Below are 19,225 nucleotides of genomic sequence, written 5' to 3' on the forward strand. Positions count from 1 at the left end.
CGGTCTAAGACGGCTCCGCCGCGGCTGACCTAAGGTACTGAAAGGATTTCATAAATTTACGCCGAATTCTGGCTGGTTTGCTGTTCTTAGAGATTATCAAGTCATAATTGATTTATATGAGGAATTTCAAACTAGCCATCGGTTTGAATATATGCTATATTATCAAGCATGACTAGATCAAAGGGACGCCTTCTAAACCAGCTCGACAAGCTCCTCCCAGAAGGGCTGCTGGTGGATTCAGCTTGGCTCAAACGCCACGGCTACTCCACCCAGCTTCAAAACCTGTACGTAAAGTCAGGGTGGCTCGAACAGCCCAACCGCGGTGTTTTCCGGCGTCCGCGTGGCGCCCTAAGCTGGCAGCAGGTTGTCATATCCCTACAAACCATCCTCAACCATTCACCGCTTGTGGTTGGCGGGCGGACGGCGCTCGAGCTGCAAGGCTATGCACACTACCTCCCGCAATCGACGACGCGCGTTCATCTCTACGGACCAAAGGCACCGCCGCACTGGGTTCAGAAGCTGCCGCTGTCCGTCAAGTTCGTCTACCACAACGACCGGCGGCTCTTCAAAAACGAACCCGTCGCAAAAGGCATAAGCAGTGTGCGTTGGAACGTCCAAACCGGGAAGATGCTCGACGTCACGGCCTTTCGAGGAGGTGACGTAGCCCAACTGAACTGGGGACAATGGGATTGGCCTTTGACCTTATCGACGCCTGAGCGCGCTGTCTTTGAGCTGCTCGACGAATTGCCCAACAATGAAAGTTTCGGGCAAGTCGATGCTCTCCTTGGCGGCCTCGCCAATCTTCGGCCGGATCGCCTGCAAAAGCTCTTGCAGGATTGTGTGAGCGTGAAGGTCAAACGCCTCTTCTTTTACTTTGCAGATCGCCACAAGCATGCCTGGCTCAAACGCCTCAGCAAAGAAACCGTCGATCTGGGCCAAGGCAAACGCATGCTCGTTAGAGGTGGCGTCCTCGATCCTACCTATCAGATAACCGTTCCCGGAGACCTCGATGGCGTTCGCTGACGTTTATAAAAAGCAGGTCGCGCTACTGCTGCGCGCTCTTCCGTTTGTCACCGAGGAAGAGTGCTTCGCCCTGAAAGGCGGCACCGCGATCAATCTGTTCGTTCGCGACATGCCCCGACTCTCCGTGGATATAGATCTCACTTATGTTCCCATAGCACCACGAGCTGAATCCCTTGCCGACATTGACGCGGCGATGAAGCGCATAGTTGGCAAGATCAAAGAGAAAATCCCAAGTGTACAGGTCCACGAAACCCAGAAAGAGGGGGGCATCGTCAAACTTGTCGTTCGTAGCCAGCACGTCCAGATCAAGATTGAAGTCACGCCGGTGCTGCGCGGTTGCGTCTTCGAGCCCGTTCTGACCTCCGTGCGTCCCGCCGTCGAAGGCGAGTTTGGGTTTGCAGAGGCCCGCACTGTTTCCTTCGCCGACCTCTATGGTGGAAAAATCGTCGCCACTTTGGATCGCCAGCATCCGCGTGACCTGTTCGATATTCGCGACCTGCTGGCCAATGAGGGAATTACCGATGAACTCCGCAAGGCCTTCATCGTCTACCTCTTGAGTCACGACAGGCCGATGTTCGAGGTACTTGGCTCGCCGCAAAAAGATATCAGCGACGAATTCCTTCACGGCTTCGAAGGGATGACCGACAAGCCCGTGTCGAAGGACGAGCTGAAAGACGCGCGCAAGAAACTCGTTGATGAGATCGTCGGCAAGATGCCCGAGGATCACCGAAAATTCCTAGTGTCCTTCGAACGTGGTCAACCGGATTGGGATCTCCTCGGCGTGCCTGATACTGCCAATCTGCCGGCCATCAAATGGCGCCAGCAGAACCTCGACAAGCTCTCGAAGGAAAAGCGGGGCCGGCTTGTCGCCGATCTTGAAAAGGTCCTCATCAAATAGCGCAGTAGCGCGAGCCTTCTCACGCCCAAAGGGGGGCTACAACTGTTGCGGGAGCATGCTATGCTGGCCTGTTTTTTTGGCCCCTTCCTTTCAGCTATCCAGACAAAAGCGATGACGACTAAAGTGACACGCAAGCATCCGGTTTCCAAAAAGATCTACGACAAGCACATTCAACTCTTTCGCTACCTCAATGATGCTTGGATATTTACGCATCTGCTTCGGCCTGAATTGGACAAAAAGGCGGAGGAGCTGCGCGGCAGCAAGTCGAGTGCCAAGAAGGAATACTCGGTACCCAAACGAAACCAGGATGTCGTGAGCAGACGGCGCGATAGGGATGTCGGTGACGTGTTTAAAGCGCAGTGCGACCGGGGGATATTCGAAACAAATATCGTCGCGATAGTGTCTCGAGTCGAAGCGTTCATACAAGATTGCCTTAGAATTGCGATCCTCGATACGCCGGAGAAGCTTGTCCTGATCGGCGACAAGAACATTCCTCTTAATCTCTTTCTTGAATTGGAGGATCGCGATGTCCTTCTCGAAGCCGTGATCGAATCGCGTTGCCAGGAACTGCTATTCGCGAAACCAAAGGACTACTTGGAGAAATTCGCGAAAGTTCTTTCGATCGACATCAAGAGCGAGATCCTTGAAAGCTTTATCGAAATGAAGGCGTCGCGCGATGTGATCGTCCACAGCCGGGGTGCGATCAACAAGATCTATGTCGAAAAAGCCGGAAGGAAAGGACGAGGGGCGGTCGGAGAGGAATTGGTCGTGGACGAGCCATATTTCACGGACGTGATTGAAAACGCTAAGTTGCTCTCAGGTGCAATTCAGCGCGAAACGGAAAAGAAATACAAGTGAACCCATTTAGATGTGGCCACGTGGCTGAGGGTATTGCGTTGAATCAGATCGCGGTTGCCGGATATATCGGTAGAAGCTTGCCCCGTCGAAGGTGGAGTGCCGTGAGCGGCGCACGAATAGGAATAACGCGCATTCGACGCTGCCTTCATCCGGCATGAAATCGGCGGCCATATTGCGTCCCATCTCGTGCCACTCTTGCCGATCGGGCAGTATTTTTAGCAGATGGATGGCCAATGCGAATACTTTGCTGCCAATCCGGAACGTAACGTAGGAGATGTCGTCCTCGGACGAAGAAACTCCGCGCCTAAACCGTCGTATTCTGCGTTCGAGCTCCGCGAGCTGCGGCGGCATTTGATTGAGAATGACGTTGATGATATCGAACCGGTGACGCTGCATATCATCGCGATAGAGTTCGCGGACGATCGCCTCCCACAACGGCGGCAGTGAGATGCCATGAACTTCGACCACAGTCCTGTCCGCCCGCGACTTTTTGGATCTGCGCACCAGCGAGTCTGAGGCAAAAAAGACGATGCGCTTGCCATCCAGTGCGTCTCGGTCCACCCATAGTCCGTTTGTCAGGTAGGCCGAGAGTATGTCCTGCTCATCGCCCTCAAAGTCGAGAACCTGCTCAAGCGTAGCCCGACGCGTAAGGTAATGGATGAGCGACACCTCGCTGTCCAGAAACCGAACGATCATCTGCAAGTCGCCGAGCGACAGGACGGGCGCCCAGGGCGTCTGCTCGGTGACCAAGCCAAGCTCTTTCAAATAGTGACGAGCGCTGGTGAGTGAGGCGAAGTGCTCAATGCAAATGCTGAAAGTGAACACCACCTTCGGCTTGTCTAAATTGAGGTTGATTTGTTGTCCCGTAGTCTTGAGCCGCAAACGCGCGCTCTTCTGGCGCGTATCAAGGTAATTCTGCAGGCGGCCCGATTGCACGCCGGGTTGCACGAAGAGTTCATTGAAATTCTTTCGTAGGCTCAGCGAGCCGCCGCGCCGAGCCGCATCTTTGATTCGGCCTGACTTGGCTTCAAAGACAAAGATGAAATTGCCGACCACCGCGACAACATCGTTCTCCCAAACCTGGCCGGTTTCCGAATCATCCCAGGCAACGCCGCGATAAACGGATGCGCTTGGCATGGCAGTCGTGACAAGATCTGCGATCGCCTCTTCAAGATAGTTTGCACGCGCACTTTCATAAGCAACTTCGAGCGCGCGGTGACCCTCCATCAGGGATTCAAGGATTACGAAGGGGAAAGAGACTATGAGGTGAGGCAGCGGCGCAAAGAGGCTCCCATCATCAAGCAGGACGTAGGGACGCCGCCAGATGGGATTGTTCAGATATATGTGCTCGGGATTGAATTCTGAGAGGCTACCCGGCCTGATTGCCAAGCTGTAAAGCACGTCGACGATTGGTGCGGGAAAGGCGGCGTCGAGATCTTCTCGAGAAAGTGTATAGATCCAGGGGTGCGCGAACTCCGACACCTGAAATGCAGCCATCCGGAGATCCTCCAGATCGCCCCACCGGTTTGTGCAATTGCCCCATACGCGGTTTGCAAGCGGATACGAGGAACAGAAGAAATCGATACATTCGATCAGCTCGGATCGTCGCTTCGTATTGAGAAGATCGTGCATACGCTCTGTGAAGATCTCGAACCGTTCCTGGACCAAGTCCATCAAGCGAATGGCGGCGCGAAACAAATCGGAGAGCCTGTAGCCGAGTGCAGTCTCAGAGGAGATGTCGATTTGCTTCAATATCCCGTTCAGCGCGTGCTCACAGTCTTCTCGTGAAAATATGTTTCGATAGTACAGAGTGAAAAGACGAGCACGGCGGCTCACGTACCTTTCGATATCGGTCTCATTGCCCGTATTGGATTGCTTGTTCATAAATCCGCGCAGATGCCGCCGGACGAAGCGCCAGTATCTTCCCAGATTGTTGGGCGAGACCGGATTGGTCGATGGTCGTTGGGGGTTGAGCAGCATCAATATCTGCGTGATCTCAACTTCGACTTGCTTAGGCATTTCCGGACGTTCGACGCGCGGGTTAGTGAGTATAAACCGCGATGCGGTACGGGCGAGAACCGCAAAGGGATCACGGATCCTTAAAAACAAGGTCAGTGCTTCGAGGCTGGATTCAAAATCGGCTTGCCATTGGCGAGCGTCCCAATCCTGCGTATTGGCAAGTTCGGGATCGGGCGGCAATTCCAATCGCTCATAGCCCGGCAAGCTTTGTTCTAGGTCCGTCATTGCACCTCCCGAAACAAGAGAAAGCCAAGTGATGGCAGCGGTCAAGTGAGGAGCCGTAATGCTCTAGGTGGCGCCGGCTCTGGACGGAAATCGCTTGCTCAGACCAAGCCTTACCGACGCGACATGCCTTTCAGCTCCGCCCGACGCTTGGCGACAAGGTGACGCGTTTCTGAGGTGTCGAAGCCGGCCTGCTCAAGCTGGCGTATCGTTCCAGTCAGTGCAACGATCTGCGCCCGAAGATGAAGCAATCTGCAGGAAGTCGATTGGCGCGGCTTTCGTGTGCCATGGATCTACACGATCGACAGCGACATCTTCGTTCGTCCCAATTCGCCGCCGTCCCCCGACACGCTGAGCTGGGAGGACCGAGCCTACGACGATGGCCACGGCGGGACATACGAAGAAGAGCGCCCGGTCGAGCTGCACCTGGAGGAGGTTGCAAAGACCGAGCTGACGGCGTGGGACCAGAGCCGATGGGCGACCGTCGAGCAGGCGAAGCAATCGGTTTTGTTCGAGACGCCGATCCCTCACTTCCTCGTCCGCGCGTTCCTGGCCGAGGGCGTTGATGAATTCCTTGCGCACATCACGACGATCGAGGCGGCGCTTGGCTTGCGCGCGGACTATCAGAAGAACTTTCGCATCGCGCCTGATCGCCACAAAGGGAGGCGCGCCAAGAATAGAATGCGGGGACGGGTGGCCGGCCTTCTGGGCGATCGACGCTTCGCCGACCAGTATGAGCAACTCTTCAACGTGCGGAGCGCCTTCCTGCACGGGCGCGCCATGACCGCCATCTCGACGAAAGAGCGGGTGATGGCGCGGTCCTTGGCCCGCCAGGTCGTCGAGGCGCTGATCCTTGCGACGCTCGCGGGGCCGATCAGCTCGCGGGAGGACTTCCTGGACGGTCTGCTCGATAGGGGCGCGCCGTTGATCTAGCCGGAATGGACGGCTCCCGGGCAGGTCCGCCGGCTTGAAAACTGTCAGAAAACCGCGTATATTTCTGACAGGAGAACGGTCATGCAACGGTTAACCGAACAGATTCTCGCGCATGCCGAAGGGTTGCCGGAAGGCACGCCTGTGGCGGCTAAGAGCTTGCTCCACCTCGGTAATCGAGCCGCGGTGGATCAGGCCTTGTCGCGTCTGACCGAGCGGGGCCAACTGATCCGGGCCGGTCGCGGCGTCTATCTTCGTCCCGTCACGAGCCGGTTCGGCACGAGGGCTCCCTCCGTCCAACAGGCGGTCGAGGCGCTCGCCAACCAGCGCGGCGAGGTCATCGTTCCGAGCGGCGCTGCGGCCGCCAACACCCTCGGCCTCACGACACAGGTGCCGGTCCGATCGGTCTATCTGACCTCCGGCCGCAGCCGAACGATGAATCTCGGCAAGCAGGTCGTCGAACTTCGTCACGCTCCGCGGTGGCAACTCGCCCTTGCTCACAAGCCGGCGGGCGAGGCGGTGAGAGCGCTGGCTTGGCTTGGGCCGGAGAAGGCGGAAGCCGCCCTGAAAACATTGAAGCGGAAGCTCCCGCCGTCCACTTTCAGCGAACTGGTCGCGGCAGCGCCGCAACTTCCGACCTGGCTCGCGCGCAGCGTGGGAAAGGCGGCGCATGGCTGACGCCTTTCTCCTCCTTCCGGTCGCCGACCGCCGCGAGGCGCTAAGCGTCGCGGCCGATCAGTCGGGACGACCAGCGCACCTGCTTGAGAAGGATGTATGGGTAGTGTGGGCGCTCGCCACGCTCTACGGATCGGCGCTCGGCGAGCATCTGGTATTCAAGGGCGGCACGTCACTGTCGAAGGCCTATGGGGTCATCCGGCGGTTTTCCGAAGACGTCGACCTGACCTACGACATCCGGGCGATCGCGCCCGATCTGGTGGACGGTAACGGCGAGGCGTTGCCGAAAACACGCAGCGAAGAGAAGCGCTGGTCGAGCGAGGTGCGCAAGCGCTTGCCGGAGTGGGTGGCGGGGGCCGCACAGCCGGTCATCGCGGACGCGCTGGCCGCGCAGGCGTTGGTTGCCACGATCCGCGTCGAGGGCGAGAAGCTGTTCATCGACTATGAGGCGACTGCGGCAGGCTCCGGCTACGTGGCGCCAAGCGTGATGCTGGAGTTCGGCGCGCGATCGACGGGCGAGCCGGCAAGTCTGCGGGATATCGCCTGCGACGCATCGGGCCTGGTCGAAGGCGTGGTGTTCCCGACGGCACGGCCCCGCGTGATGCACGCCGAGCGAACCTTGTGGGAAAAGGCGACGGCGATCCACGTCTTCTGCCGGCAGGAGCGGCTCCGCGGCGATCGCTTCGCGCGACACTGGCACGACGTCGTGCGGCTCGATGAGGCCGGGCTTGCGGAAGCGGCTTTCGCGGATCGCGAACTGGCGAACGCTGTCGCGCGCCACAAGTTCGCCGAGAAGGCGGCTGACCGTAGTCCGATCGATTACGCGGCCGCCGTGAATGGCGGTTTGCAGCTCGTGCCCGGCGGCGATGCCTCCAAGGCACTGCAAGAAGATTACGGCCGTATGGTCGAGGACGGGTTGCTCTTGGACGATGCCGAACCCTTCGAGGCGCTGATGGCGCGCTGCGCCGATATCGCCGCGCGTGCCAACCGCGCGGGCGCATAGAAGGGGGAGGCGAATGCTTAGTCGGGGATCGGAATGGCGGAGGTGGGAGCCGCATATTCATGCACCGGGCACGGTGATGAACAACCAGTTCAGCGGCCCGACGGCCTGGACTGACTATCTCACCGCACTGGAGCGGGCCACGCCGGTTATCGAGGCGATTGCCGTCACCGACTATTACGTCACGGATACCTATGAGGAGGTGCTGAGGCACAAGGCCGCTGGCCGGCTGCCTGCCACCAAGCTGATCTTCCCGAATGTCGAACTCCGGCTCGACGTGGCCACGGCCAGGGGCGGGTTCGTCAATCTTCACCTGTTTGTCAGCCCGGAGGATCCAAAGCACGTCGAGGAATTGCAGCGACTGCTGTCGCGCCTGCAGTTCAACGTCATGCAGGACCGCTTCGACTGCACGCGCGCGGACCTCATCCGGCTTGGCAAGAAGGCCGACCCGAACATCACCGACGACAACGCGGCGCTGGCCTATGGGGCCAACCAGTTCAAGGTCAATTTCCAGAAGTTGCGTGAGGTGTTTTCGGAGAGCGGATGGGCGAAGAAGAACATCCTGATTGCGGTCGCGGGCGGCGCGACCGACGGAACGTCGGGCGTGCGGGAGGCTGCGGACCAGACGATCCGACACGAAATCGAAGGCTTCGCGCATGTGATCTTTGCCAGCAGCCCGGCGCAACGCGAGTTCTGGCTCGGCCAAAGGGATCTTGCCCCTGATGAAATGCGAACCCGATACGGTGGGTTGAAACCCTGTCTGCATGGGAGTGACGCCCACAAACTCGACGATGTCGCCTCGCCATTCGGGGACCGGTTCTCCTGGATCAAGGGTGGGTTGGAGTTCGATGCCCTGCGCCAGGCGTGCATCGACCCCGGCGGCCGCGCGCATGTGGGTGCCGAACCGCCGGCATCGGCAACGCCATCGCAAGTGATCTCGGGAATCGAGATCCTTGATGCACCTGGATGACGACGCCGGTCCTTCCGCTCAATCCCGGGCTGGTTGCCATCATCGGCGCCCGCGGCTTCGGCAAGACCGCGCGGGCCGATATGATCGCGGCGGGATGCGACTCGATCTCGGACGAGGCGTGGAACGCCGAGGAATGGGCCAACCCCTCTTTTCTCATCCGCGCCCGGCCCCTTGTCGGCGATGGGAAGGTCAAGGTGAGTTGGGCGTCCGGAGAGCCGAGCATCCGCGCGCTCGATGGCTCGGATGCGAACGGGCCTTTCAGCTATGAGCGCGTGCGGTATCTGTCGCAGCAGTTCGTGGAGGAGCTGTGCTCGTCGAGCGGGCTGACTGACGGTCTCCTGCGGGAAATCGAACGTGTGATCTTTGAGGCCCATCCAGACGACGCTCGGGACGGCACCTTGGACTTCGCCGAGCTTCTCGACCACCGCGCGTCGCGTCATCGCCTCGCGCGCGAACGCGAGGCCGAGGTCGTGGCGCAGATTTCCGAGCGCATCGGCACCGAGCTGGAGAAGGAAAAGCTGATTGCGACCTATGAGGGGCAGGTTGCGCAAAAGAAGAAGCTCGTCGACGCCTACACGGCGGATCGTGCGAAGCTCGTTTCGGCCGGTAGCGAGAAGCGAGCCCAGCGTCACACCGAATTGGCCGGAACCGCAAACCAGATTCGAGCGAAGCTGCGCCAGTTCGCCGGCCAGCGGCAGACCTTCCTGGCAATGCAGGATGAGGTGAAGGACCTGCGACGCAATCAGGCCCCTGAAGCGCTGAGACAGGCCCAGGCGCGCCATACCCACAGTGGCATGTCGGCAGAGCAGTGGGCGTCGTTCCTGCTGGACTACAAGGGGCCCGTCGACAACGATCTCGCCGGCTATGTGAAATGGGTCGATGGTGAGATCGCCAAGCTCAAGGGAACGACGCCGGCGCCGAGCGATCCGAATACGCCGTACTTTCGAGACGACGTCGATCTCAGCACGCTGTCACAGGCCGTCCTTGAAGCGGAGATGGCGCGGCTGGAAAAGCTGGTCAGCGCCGACAAGGAGACGCAGCGGCGATACACAGCGCTCTCTGGCAGCATCGCGACCGAGACTGCAGCGCTGCAAACGCTTACCGACAAGCTGAAAGACGCGCAGGGCGCCAGAGATCGGGCGCGTGAGCTGCAGACGCAGCGCGAGGAGGCTTATGGCAGGGCCTTCGACGCGCTTGTAGCGGAGCAGTCTGTGTTGGAGGACCTTTACGCGCCGCTTATGGCGCGGCTCGCCGCGGCGTCCGGCACGCTCAAGAAGCTCTCCTTCTCCGTCACGCGTGTCGCCAACGTGGAGCAATGGGCCTCCGAGGCGGAAGACGGTCTGATCGACCTAAGGAAAGTCGGCGCATTCCGAGGCAAGGGCACACTGCTGCAGAAGGCGAACGAGGTGTTGAAGGGCGCGTGGGAGGTCGGGGATTCGGCCGCCGTCATCGCGGCGATGGCTGAGTTCCGACGGCTTTATCAACAGGACCTGTTGGATCATTCTCCGGTCGCGCGCACTGACCAGGCAGAATTCCGCGCGTGGTCGAAGCGCTTCGCACAATGGCTGTTCAGCACCGATCACATCTCGATCCGCTATGGGATTGATTACGATGGTGTCGACATCCGCAAACTGTCGCCAGGCACCCGCGGCATCGTGCTCCTGCTCCTCTATCTAGCGCTGGATGACAGCGACAACCGGCCGCTCGTGATCGACCAGCCCGAGGAAAACCTAGATCCCAAGTCGGTTTTCGATGAGCTGGTCCACCTCTTCATCGAGGCGAAGGCCCACCGCCAGGTAATCATGGTCACGCACAACGCGAACCTCGTGATCAACACCGACGCGGACCAGATCATCATTGCCGATGCCGGGCCGCATCCGCACGGCTCCCTGCCGCCGATCTCATACAGGTCGGGCGGGTTGGAGAACGCGGAAATCAGGAAGGCGGTCTGCGACATCCTCGAGGGAGGAGAAGGCGCATTCCAGGAGCGAGGCGCGTGAGGTTGGAGCGATGAGAGTGGAGGTCACCGATTCCATCGAGCATCCCCCAATTCGTATCCGTTGGGAGGCGATATGGCGACGAGGGCGATCTTTGTCGGGGTCAACAAGCACCGGGATTTGCGATTCCGGAGCTCAGCGGCGCGCGGCGGGACGCCACAGCGCTGTGGGCGCTGTTCACCGACACGATAGGGGCCTTTCGGCACAGCTCCTTGTCGATGAGCGGGCGAAGGCGATAATCTCTCAAGCCGTTCGTCGTTTCTGATCTGAGCACGGCCACTACATGGTCCACGATCGGCGATCAGCAGAAGGTGTCCATGGAGCGGCTCACCCTCAACTATGTCTGGAAGCAGAAATCAACGCCGGTCGTGCTGCGCCGGACCGGGCGTGGTGAGAAGCTTCGAGTGCGACTGCCGTTTGCTGACGAAAATCGACAATGGCTGCAGAACGGCCGGCGAACAGCAGTTGAATGGATCGGCGGGACGGACGCCTATTGGGAGTTACCGAAGTCCTGGTTCAACGACTTCGTCGATCGGGCGCTACAGCGTTACGGCAAGGTCTACATCATCCAGCCCTATCGCGAGCAGGAGATCTGCGCGCGGGCGTGTCAGGAAGCGCTGGGGCACGAATGCCAGTGTTCCTGCATGGGCGCCAACCATGGCATCGGCAATGACGGCAGCTGGTTCGAGGTCTCCGACACTTTCTCGACCCGCTGGGGCGAGCGCGAGCTCGCCTGTCGTCTGCTGACGGCCCGGTAAGGACGAGTACCCGATCAGACGCCTACGTCATCGGGCAACGGATGAATTGCTCGACTGCGCCATCGAGAAACACCCGCTCGATGTGATGCCCGGCACCTTCGACGAGACTGCGTGCCACCATCGGCAGCTCCCGGACAGAGCGCTGCACGTCATCCATCGCGATCGGTGTGTCGCTTTCCGGCACATCGATCCGAGTGACGTTGTTCTTGCCGACCAGCAGGTAGGCTTGGCCGAGGGCATTGCGGGATTGCGCGCGGGCGGCCGCATTGAAGGAGCGCATGAACGCCCAATCCTTGATGCCGCCGTTGCGCGCCCGCTCATCGACAGTGAAGCTGGACTCACCAGTTCCCAGGCTCAGGATACGCACGTCCTCTCGCGCAATGTCGAAGCAGGCGAGGGCGTCGACCAGGGCATTCATGACCGGATTGTTGGCCCAGATCCCGCCATCGATCATGATGTAGCCGTCGTCCTCGACACCGGGGTAATAGGACGGGGCCGCCGTCGTGTGGAGCGCCACATGCGCGAACTTCTTGTGGCGGTCCTTCTGGTAGTCCGGGTGGTGCGGCGTCTTGTAGAGGAACGGCTCGCCGTGCCGCCCTTCGAAGCTCGGGATCACCAACCGGGTGACGGCATCGTCGAGCACCTTGTCGCCAAAGATCCTCAGCAGCTCTTCCTTGAGGGTGCCCTGGTCGTGCTTCGGCTTGAACAGCCAGCGCAGCACCCTCGACACCTTGCCGAGCCCAGCCGCCGGCGGAAAGATGCGCTCGCCGCGCTCGAGATAGATGTTCAAGGCCTCTCGGGCCGTCATCCCGTGGGCAAGGGCGAGCGCGATGATGCCGCCCGTCGAGGTGCCAGCGATCATGTCGAAGTGATTGGCGATAGAGCCGCCGCCAAGGAAGCGGCTTTCGAGTTCGGCCAGCACCGATGCAGGAAAGACGCCACGAATTCCGCCGCCGTCGATCGAGAGGATGCGGAAAGGGCGGCCTTGGGGCCATGGCTGCTTCAGGCGAGCATGTTGGATCGTGCCGTCGGAACGGCGCGGCGGAATATAGTTCATTGCATGGTCCCCATTGGTTCGGCGGATGCCGATCCTGCGTGCCGCCCGCCGCCGGTCCAGCGCCCGGTCATCAGCCAAAGTTCGTAGCAGGCGAGCCAGTCGAGTGCCCAAGGGACGGTCGTGCTGGCGATCGTCATCGCTGGTGACCATTCCCCCTCACGAGGATCGAACAGGCAAAGCGTCGGATCCTCAGCCGGCGGATAGACGTGGGGCAGTTGCCCCTCAGAATTACCGGGCAACCGAACCAGCTCTGGTGAGAGCACCCGAACCTCGGGGAACGATCCGAGCTCGTACCGGATCTCCAGCGAGTAGCTCGCATATTGGGGCCTCACGCTCCCCACCCACCGCGCAGACTGCGCGCGGCGGTCAATCCGGCGTGCCGCGAACTGCGGCCACGTCGCGTTCATCGCGGCGACCTGCTCGTCGATGGAGAGGATCGCCGCCGCCATCAGATTTTGCGCCCGAAGAAGGTGTGGGGCCGCGCCGCCGAAACGGCCGGATTGACGATCGGCGCCGCGACCGCGGCGGCGGAGGGCAACAGCACGCCGCCTCGCCGCGTGTAGAGTTGACGGGATTGCTGGATCCCGCCACCAACCTCGGTTGCGATCTGGTCCGCGGCACGGGTCACGACGCGGTCGCCGAAGTCGTCGCGCAACGTATCCATCATCGTGTTGGGGAACATCTCGCCCTTGCGCATCGCCTCGAGCGAACGGACGAGCTCCTGCAGGTGTTCGGCGAATTCGTCCTGCTGAGCAATGGATTCCGGCCAGCGGTCGGTGAAGACATCGGCCTCGCAGATCGGATTCGCGACATGCAAGAGCCGGCCGTAGAGCGAAGCCTGCTCGATGTCGCGGATGATCCAGCTCGCGAGGCGAACGAGCATGGCGCTGAGCGACATGTTCGGCTGCGCGGCGAGCCCGGCGTAGTAGGAGAGCATCACCGACGGCGGAATGCGGCCGCTATAGCTGGCATAGCGGATGTTGCGGAAGCGCTTGAGGAGCTGAAGAGCGAGCGTCGCGGTGTTCTTGACGATGAAGTCGCACTGATCAGGAACATCGTCCACATCGGCGTCGGCGCGAGCGGCAAGGCCGGCATGGTCAAGCCAGCGCCGGTGGAACTCCTTCGCCATGCGCAGTTCGAGCGGCGTCCTGCTCGCATACCACTGCGCGAAGCCATAGGCGTTCATGTCGACGAGGCGATCGTCGTCGGAACGGCGCGGACCCTTGGCGTGGGTGATCAGGCTTTCGCGATCGAGCCTGGCGTAGACGCGCAGCGACGGCGTGACGTCGAGATGCATCTTGTCGGCGTAGAACAGGGTGACGCAGCGCGTCTGCCGCAACACCCGCTGCACGGGATAGTCGGCGAGTGCTGCTTCGAGCTCGGTCAGGATTTCAAGAGGGGCCATGCTGCGGAAGCGGCCGCCGAGCTGCGAGACGATGTCGAGATCGTACTCGTCGTCGGTGCCGCGCGTCGAGATCGTGGCGTCGATCGCCATGGAGCCCTGCGGGTAGAAGTGCTCGATCTGGTCGAAGAAGGCGGTCGTGGCCTCGAGGTGGCGCCGCACCGCCTCGTAACGCGACTTCGCCTTGTCATGCAGCGAGGGCGGCAGCTGAACGCTGAGCGCAATCTCGGCGAGGATACGGTCGAGAGGGTCGTCGAAGGGATTGAGGCCGGTCGGCGCAAGTTGGATGCTCAAAATCGATCTCCACAGCGGGCTGGGCTGCGTCTGTGCATCTCGCCACCGCCCGCGCGATGTTCGGGATGATATCAACATTTGTACGTCTACTCCGAACAAGATGGGGAGCTTGAATGCGTCTGTCAAGGGACTTAGAATATAGCTACTCCGAACGCGGGGTCGGGCGGATCGAGTGGAAGGACCGGCTATGAAATTTGGTGAGCGAATCAAGGACTTACGAACGAAGAAGGGCTTGACGCTCGATCAGCTCGCGCAGGAGACCGGGTCATCGAAGAGCTATATCTGGGAGCTCGAAAACAAGAATCCGCCCCGGCCGTCCGCCGAGAAGCTGTCTGCGATCGCCAGCGCGCTGGGGGTGACCGTCGACTACCTGTTCGGGGCCGACACGCAGACGCTCAGCGAAGCGGAGGATACCGCCTTCTTCCGGCAGTATAGCGGCCTGCCGGAGGAGACGCGCAGGCAGATTCGCGAGATGGCCCGAATCCTGGACACAAAGACCCACAAATGAGCGAGCCGAGCCGTCCACGGCCGCTGAAGGAGGCGGCGCGCATCACGCAGATGCTCGACCTGGTCCTTGGAGCTGATCGGTTTGATCGCGCTCCGGTCGACGTGATCGGCCTCGCGCTGGAGTACTCGCGCAAGGTCGCGCCTGACAGCCCGATCCACGAGGTGGTGGAGCGCAATATTTCGGGCTGCGTCGGCGCATTGGTCTATGGCGAGGCGAGGCCGCGCCAATGGGCCATCATGTACCATGTCGGCCAGTCTGACGGACGCCGCTCGTTCACCGTGGGGCACGAGTTCGCCCACTACGTCCTGCACCGCCAGTTGATCGAAGAGGACGGGCGTTTCGACGGCGGCATCTATTGCGACGAGAATGCGGTGGTTCGTCGCAGCGGGTCCGGCATCGAGCAGGAAGCCGATGAGTTCGCTGCAGCGTTGCTGATGCCGTTGCATGACTTCCGTCGCCAACTGCCAGCTAAGGCTCGCGCCGATTTCGAGACGCTCGGCCGGCTCGCAACGCGCTATGGTGTTTCACTAACCGCCGCAATCTTGCGCTGGCTCGAATTCACGGAGACGCGGGCGATCATGGTGGTGTCGAATGAGGGTTTTGCTCATTGGGCAAAGCCGAGCACTGCAGCGCTTAAATCGGGGCGCTATATCCGCACGAGGGAGACCGTGTTCGAACTCCCCGCGCAGGCCTTTGCGGCACGATGCGACTATTCCGACGCGGCACGGACCGGTGTCACGCAACAGGCTGGAGTCTGGTTTCCGGAGCCAGTACTCGAGATGTGTTTTCGTTCTGAGCGATATGATCAGGAAATCACGGTGCTCCAGTTTGAGGCGGATGGCCCGCGCTTCCAAGAGGAAGAAAAGGAGAGTGACGTCTTCGATCATTTTGTACGGAACGGACAGGCTCCGGATCGTTAGCGCTTAAGCGGATCAGTTGATGGATTTTGTTCATATTGCGATTTCTGCCCGCCTGGCCCACGGCGATCTCGTCTCCGCCGACGCTGCCCTTGAAACCGGCCCCACCGATGACGGCGTCAGGCTCATTCTGATGAAACAGCTTCTGGTGTCCTGCGCGAACGTCACCGATCTCGAGCTGATCTGCCGTGCGCTCTACAAGGACCATCCGGCCATTTCGGAGATCATCACGCCGCATCGGCGCAACTTCGATTTCGCCAAGTACATCCGGAACATCGCGGTTGGTCACGTCAACCCGGCGCTCAGCCAGAAAACCCAAGCTTAACGTCGTTCTGATGAAACCTGGCGCGTCGGCCGAGGCGTTTCTGGGCTACGCGGTGTTGGAGAGCGCGATCAACACTTTCGTGGATGGCGAACGGCACCGCATCTTTGAAAGCGACACCGACCTGGCTTACCCGCCGGACCTAACCCGATTCCTAAATTTCTTGGGGGCGACCGTGCATGTCGGGATCGCCTGGTGGCCGCCGCCGCGCTCGAGCAAGCCAACCTGCCCGACTTCAACGAGAACTGGCTGGAGTTGTCCGCCAAAGCGGGCGCCACTGACTACGCGCAGGGGTAGGGATGGCTGACGATCTAGAACACCTCGACGACCTGCCGAAGCGTGACGCCAATCATGTCAGGGAGGAGAAGGCGGAAATGGCCTTCCAGGGGCGCCTCACGGCGAGCGGTCGCTTCATCCTCCAGCGCGCCGACCGCAAGGACTATGGTACGGACTGCGAGATCGAAGTTGTCAACCAGGAGCAGGCGACCAACGTTAGGGTCCACGTGCAGCTCAAAGGGACCGAGCGCCCGCTCAACGCGGATGGCTCTCTCAGTATTGAGGTCAGCCGCTCAAACCTGAATTACCTGCTGATGCACCCGCACAGCTTCTACGCTGCCTACCACATCCCGACGTCGTCGCTGCGCATCTGCCTCGCGGAGAGGGACAGGATGTTGGCCGGACCTACGCGGAATTCCGTGCCGAGTTCGACTGCCAAATCGAGCACGTCGACGACAAGGATGAAGTCGCCTTCTTATGGGATCGCCTTGGGCACTGGGCGCAAGATGAAGCGAACTGGATTGAGGCTGAGTTCTGTTTTCGGAAGGCCTACGATCTGGCGGGCGGTCACTACGGCTACTGTCTCGGGACCGCCCTCAACTTTCTCGGGCGGTTTAAAGAGAGCCTGCCGATCCTGCGCGAACAGGCCGAGGGCATCCAGCCTGACGCCGTGAGCTGGTTTCAGCTCGGCGTGGCCTATGGCGTTCTTGGCCAGTCCGCGCAGGCCATCGACGCCTATGAGAAGGCCCTCGCGCTGGATCCCGACTACGATCTGGCGATGTTCAATCTCGGCGGCACTTACTGGAACAGGGGGGAGAAGATTGAGGCTTTGGCGATTTGGACCACGGCCATCGACCGCTTCCCAGATCACGAGCTCGCCGCCAAACTTCGACGTGACATGTCTGTCTTTTTTCGGCCCGATCCCAACCGATGAACCCTATCTTTGGACGACGTCGGTCCCGCTCAGCCGAGGGATCGCCAAGCGGATGTGACGGTGCTTTTCACGGGGGACATTTGGTCGGCAAGCATGGCCGGTGACAGTGCGGTCTGCATTCCGAAATATTGCTTGCTATCGTCGTTCTTGACGGTAGTTTTTTTCGGCCTATCGGAAGTGCGTTGGACGAATAAAATGTCCATGTGGGGCACTCCCTGCCGATAGATGCTGAAACCTCGAAAAAATTTTCGCCGGAAAAATTCTGCGAAATCAAAAGCGTAGGATTTTGACGGTATCAGTGTCGGTATTTTGCACTGCGCAGGAAAAATTTGACAATAAATTCAATTAATTAGATGGTGTTTGAACAATCGGGGATCATCAACAAGAAGCCTGGCCAATGGAATGGAATCCACTATCCCCGCCGGACCGAACGCGCTTGGTCCGATACCACGTTACTAACTAAGTCGTCGAGAGGGCCCCTATGTGACGAGCGACCGCATCGTCTCGGATGCGCTGATCGACCATTTCGTCGGCCCCCCTGAGCCGCGCCCCATTCAGGACGGGCAGGCGCTCGATGGCCAGGCCAGTCCTCTCGGTCTCCCGTTGCATGCGCTCCAAGTGTTCCAGTGTCAGCCGCCGCGCGGCGAGCAGCTGCTTATCGCGCTCCAGGCTTTCTGCGAGGCTGAAAATCCTCGCGCGCAAGCTGGGGACGAATGTCATTGGAAAAGTAGCCTGCGGCCTTACTGCGACAAAGCGTTGGTAAAGCGCGGAGCATTGAGCAAGGAGCGTCCCTGTTTGAGTCCGGGACGAAGGAGCGGCGCCACAGGCAACAACGCGCAAATCTGGCGCGTAGCTGTCCGTCTTGGAAGGTGCTTCGTGTATCCTGTGCGCTACGCGGCGGGATGGGCGGTCGTGCATCGGATCAGCCGGCATCCCTTCGAACACAGCCTCGTGCCGTGGGCGGCGATCAAGGCGGCGGCGGACCACATTGATCCGCAGCTCGCCGCGCCGCTGCTGCTGGCGCTCGGCGCGCAATTGGCCGTCAACTGCGATGCCGCAACCCTGGAGGCTCTTCGCAGCACCAACACCTCCGACGCCCGTGTGGCGCTCGCCCTGTCAAGGATCGACGACCGTCGAGCCGTGCGGGAGCTGGCGATCAAACACGCTCTTCTGGCGGTGGACCACCCATTCTTCGACAACAGCGATGACGTCTCGACGGAGGACACCCCATTACCCCGCTGGCCGCTCTCCTCTCGCGGTCGCGCCTGGCTTTCGTCTCTGCAGGATGGCGCCGACGTAGAGTCGACTCTGTTGTGGATGATGACCCAACGAACGGGCCTGCCACTGATCGACAACGGATTCGACCCAAGGCTGCTGCGGCGAAAGGAGGGCGTGCCGATCATGACCTTCGCCGAGATTTTCGGGATGGAGTGACGGTCGCGCGGCGGCGCAAGCTGTCATGGCAACCCGAACCGCAATCTGGCGCAAGGCTCTGGGCACAGGCAGCCGGTCGCATTCAACTACAATCAGGAGGATCGCCAGTTCATGGTGCAGGGAGAAGAACAGGAGAAAAGGGTTTGTGTTCGGCACAAGTTTGCAGACCATGGGCTGAACCCGGCTGTCGAAACGATTATTCTCGGGACATTCAATCCGGGCCACGAGGCCAACAAGGCGGAGTTTTTTTACAGCAGTCCGAGAAACCAGCTCTGGAGGCTCCTGCCCGGCGCGTTCGGCGAGCAGGATCTGCGCCGCGCTCAACTCGCTGAGAAACTCGAATTCCTGTCGCGCAGGCGCATTGACTTTGTTGATCTGATATTCGAGGTCGAGGTTGGGGAAGGTCGCGAGTGCGATCGGCCGGACGCCTACATCGATAGTCGCGTCACCCGGTGGCAGGACGTCATTTCGGAACTGGAAACTCTGCAATCACTGCGCCAGGTCTGCTTTACGCGAAGGGGAGTTGACGGCATTCCGAACATGAGGTCCAGGATCGAGGAGATCGAGCGATATTGTGGCCGTCGCGGTCTGGTGTTCAAGCGGATTGTCACGCCCTCAGGGGCCTACAGAAGAGAAGATAAGCAGTCAGAGTGGACCGGTTTTTTCAATCCGCACGATGATACGGATTAAGAGGCTTTCGCTTTAACGGTTGCGCAGCGCGGTGGAGTTTG

At 60.3% G+C, this 19,225-nt stretch carries 17 protein-coding genes and 1 pseudogene; 15 read left to right on the top strand and 3 right to left on the bottom strand.

Annotated features, from left to right (window positions below):
• Positions 1-168: 168 nt before the first annotated feature.
• From AB7008_RS08380 to AB7008_RS08390, 3 genes are read left to right on the top strand one after another with little or no spacing between them, the layout of a single operon-like run.
• Positions 169-1,023 (top strand): type IV toxin-antitoxin system AbiEi family antitoxin domain-containing protein, encoded by an 855-nt coding sequence (locus AB7008_RS08380; protein WP_038936588.1) that lies wholly within the window; start codon positions 169-171, stop codon positions 1,021-1,023.
• A complete protein-coding gene (locus tag AB7008_RS08385; protein ID WP_038936590.1) occupies positions 1,010-1,921 on the top strand; it encodes a nucleotidyl transferase AbiEii/AbiGii toxin family protein in 912 nt (303 codons plus the stop codon). Before AB7008_RS08380 ends, AB7008_RS08385 begins: the two co-directional genes overlap by 14 nt.
• Before the next feature lie 60 nt (positions 1,922-1,981).
• Positions 1,982-2,779 carry a hypothetical protein gene (locus AB7008_RS08390; RefSeq protein ID WP_038936591.1) on the top strand — a complete coding sequence of 266 codons (798 nt, stop codon included), beginning with the start codon at positions 1,982-1,984 and terminating at the stop codon, positions 2,777-2,779.
• Positions 2,780-2,785: 6 nt separating this feature from the next.
• On the opposite strand, the gene AB7008_RS08395 is transcribed toward AB7008_RS08390, so the two are convergent.
• Positions 2,786-5,023: a hypothetical protein gene (locus tag AB7008_RS08395; protein WP_441258657.1), complete on the bottom strand. Its 2,238-nt coding sequence runs from the start codon at positions 5,021-5,023 to the stop codon at positions 2,786-2,788.
• Positions 5,024-5,302: 279 nt separating this feature from the next.
• Between AB7008_RS08395 and AB7008_RS08400 the strand changes: the two genes are divergently transcribed.
• The 5 genes and pseudogenes from AB7008_RS08400 (at position 5,303) to AB7008_RS08420 (ending at position 11,350) form a co-directional block, all read left to right on the top strand.
• The gene (locus AB7008_RS08400; protein WP_441258658.1) at positions 5,303-5,953 is read left to right on the top strand and encodes a hypothetical protein; all 651 of its coding nucleotides are present in this window, start codon (positions 5,303-5,305) and stop codon (positions 5,951-5,953) included.
• Between the two features lie 81 nt (positions 5,954-6,034).
• Positions 6,035-6,628, top strand: a complete 594-nt coding sequence (locus AB7008_RS08405; RefSeq protein ID WP_038936594.1) for an AbiEi antitoxin N-terminal domain-containing protein — start codon at positions 6,035-6,037, stop codon at positions 6,626-6,628.
• Positions 6,621-7,628, top strand: coding sequence for a nucleotidyl transferase AbiEii/AbiGii toxin family protein (locus tag AB7008_RS08410; RefSeq protein ID WP_038936595.1), 1,008 nt, complete (start codon positions 6,621-6,623; stop codon positions 7,626-7,628). Before AB7008_RS08405 ends, AB7008_RS08410 begins: the two co-directional genes overlap by 8 nt.
• A 13-nt stretch (positions 7,629-7,641) precedes the next feature.
• Positions 7,642-10,595: pseudogene (locus tag AB7008_RS08415) on the top strand (TrlF family AAA-like ATPase).
• A 314-nt stretch (positions 10,596-10,909) separates the two neighbouring features.
• Complete coding sequence (locus tag AB7008_RS08420; RefSeq protein WP_038936596.1) at positions 10,910-11,350, top strand: hypothetical protein; 441 nt, start codon at positions 10,910-10,912, stop codon at positions 11,348-11,350.
• 22 nt (positions 11,351-11,372) lie between these two features.
• Here AB7008_RS08420 and AB7008_RS08425 read toward each other — a convergent pair whose 3' ends face one another.
• Together AB7008_RS08425 and AB7008_RS08430 are read right to left on the bottom strand one after the other, a co-directional pair.
• Positions 11,373-12,407: a CBASS cGAMP-activated phospholipase gene (locus AB7008_RS08425; protein ID WP_038936597.1), complete on the bottom strand. Its 1,035-nt coding sequence runs from the start codon at positions 12,405-12,407 to the stop codon at positions 11,373-11,375.
• A 448-nt stretch (positions 12,408-12,855) separates the two neighbouring features.
• Complete coding sequence (locus AB7008_RS08430) at positions 12,856-14,103, bottom strand: nucleotidyltransferase domain-containing protein (RefSeq protein WP_038936599.1); 1,248 nt, start codon at positions 14,101-14,103, stop codon at positions 12,856-12,858.
• A 187-nt stretch (positions 14,104-14,290) separates the two neighbouring features.
• On the opposite strand from AB7008_RS08430, the gene AB7008_RS08435 reads away from it, so the two are divergent.
• The 7 genes from AB7008_RS08435 to AB7008_RS08465 all read left to right on the top strand — a co-directional run bounded on the left by AB7008_RS08435 (position 14,291) and on the right by AB7008_RS08465 (position 19,184).
• Positions 14,291-14,611: a helix-turn-helix domain-containing protein gene (locus AB7008_RS08435; protein WP_038936601.1), complete on the top strand. Its 321-nt coding sequence runs from the start codon at positions 14,291-14,293 to the stop codon at positions 14,609-14,611.
• Positions 14,608-15,531 carry an ImmA/IrrE family metallo-endopeptidase gene (locus tag AB7008_RS08440; RefSeq protein ID WP_038936602.1) on the top strand — a complete coding sequence of 308 codons (924 nt, stop codon included), beginning with the start codon at positions 14,608-14,610 and terminating at the stop codon, positions 15,529-15,531. Before AB7008_RS08435 ends, AB7008_RS08440 begins: the two co-directional genes overlap by 4 nt.
• Positions 15,532-15,547: 16 nt before the next feature.
• Positions 15,548-15,853, top strand: coding sequence for a hypothetical protein (locus AB7008_RS08445; protein WP_202949171.1), 306 nt, complete (start codon positions 15,548-15,550; stop codon positions 15,851-15,853).
• A 296-nt stretch (positions 15,854-16,149) separates the two neighbouring features.
• Positions 16,150-16,800 carry a DUF4365 domain-containing protein gene (locus tag AB7008_RS08450; RefSeq protein WP_038936603.1) on the top strand — a complete coding sequence of 217 codons (651 nt, stop codon included), beginning with the start codon at positions 16,150-16,152 and terminating at the stop codon, positions 16,798-16,800.
• The gene (locus AB7008_RS08455; RefSeq protein WP_038936604.1) at positions 16,797-17,060 is read left to right on the top strand and encodes a tetratricopeptide repeat protein; all 264 of its coding nucleotides are present in this window, start codon (positions 16,797-16,799) and stop codon (positions 17,058-17,060) included. The genes AB7008_RS08450 and AB7008_RS08455 overlap by 4 nt, the downstream gene beginning before the upstream one ends.
• 483 nt (positions 17,061-17,543) lie before the next feature.
• Positions 17,544-18,494, top strand: a complete 951-nt coding sequence (locus AB7008_RS08460) for a hypothetical protein (RefSeq protein ID WP_155795455.1) — start codon at positions 17,544-17,546, stop codon at positions 18,492-18,494.
• 111 nt (positions 18,495-18,605) lie between these two features.
• The gene (locus AB7008_RS08465; protein WP_038936608.1) at positions 18,606-19,184 is read left to right on the top strand and encodes a hypothetical protein; all 579 of its coding nucleotides are present in this window, start codon (positions 18,606-18,608) and stop codon (positions 19,182-19,184) included.
• The last annotated feature ends 41 nt before the right edge of the window (positions 19,185-19,225 follow it).

The sequence above is a fragment of the Bradyrhizobium sp. 521_C7_N1_3 genome, assembly GCF_052075975.1.
GTDB classification, from domain to species: domain Bacteria; phylum Pseudomonadota; class Alphaproteobacteria; order Rhizobiales; family Xanthobacteraceae; genus Bradyrhizobium; species Bradyrhizobium japonicum.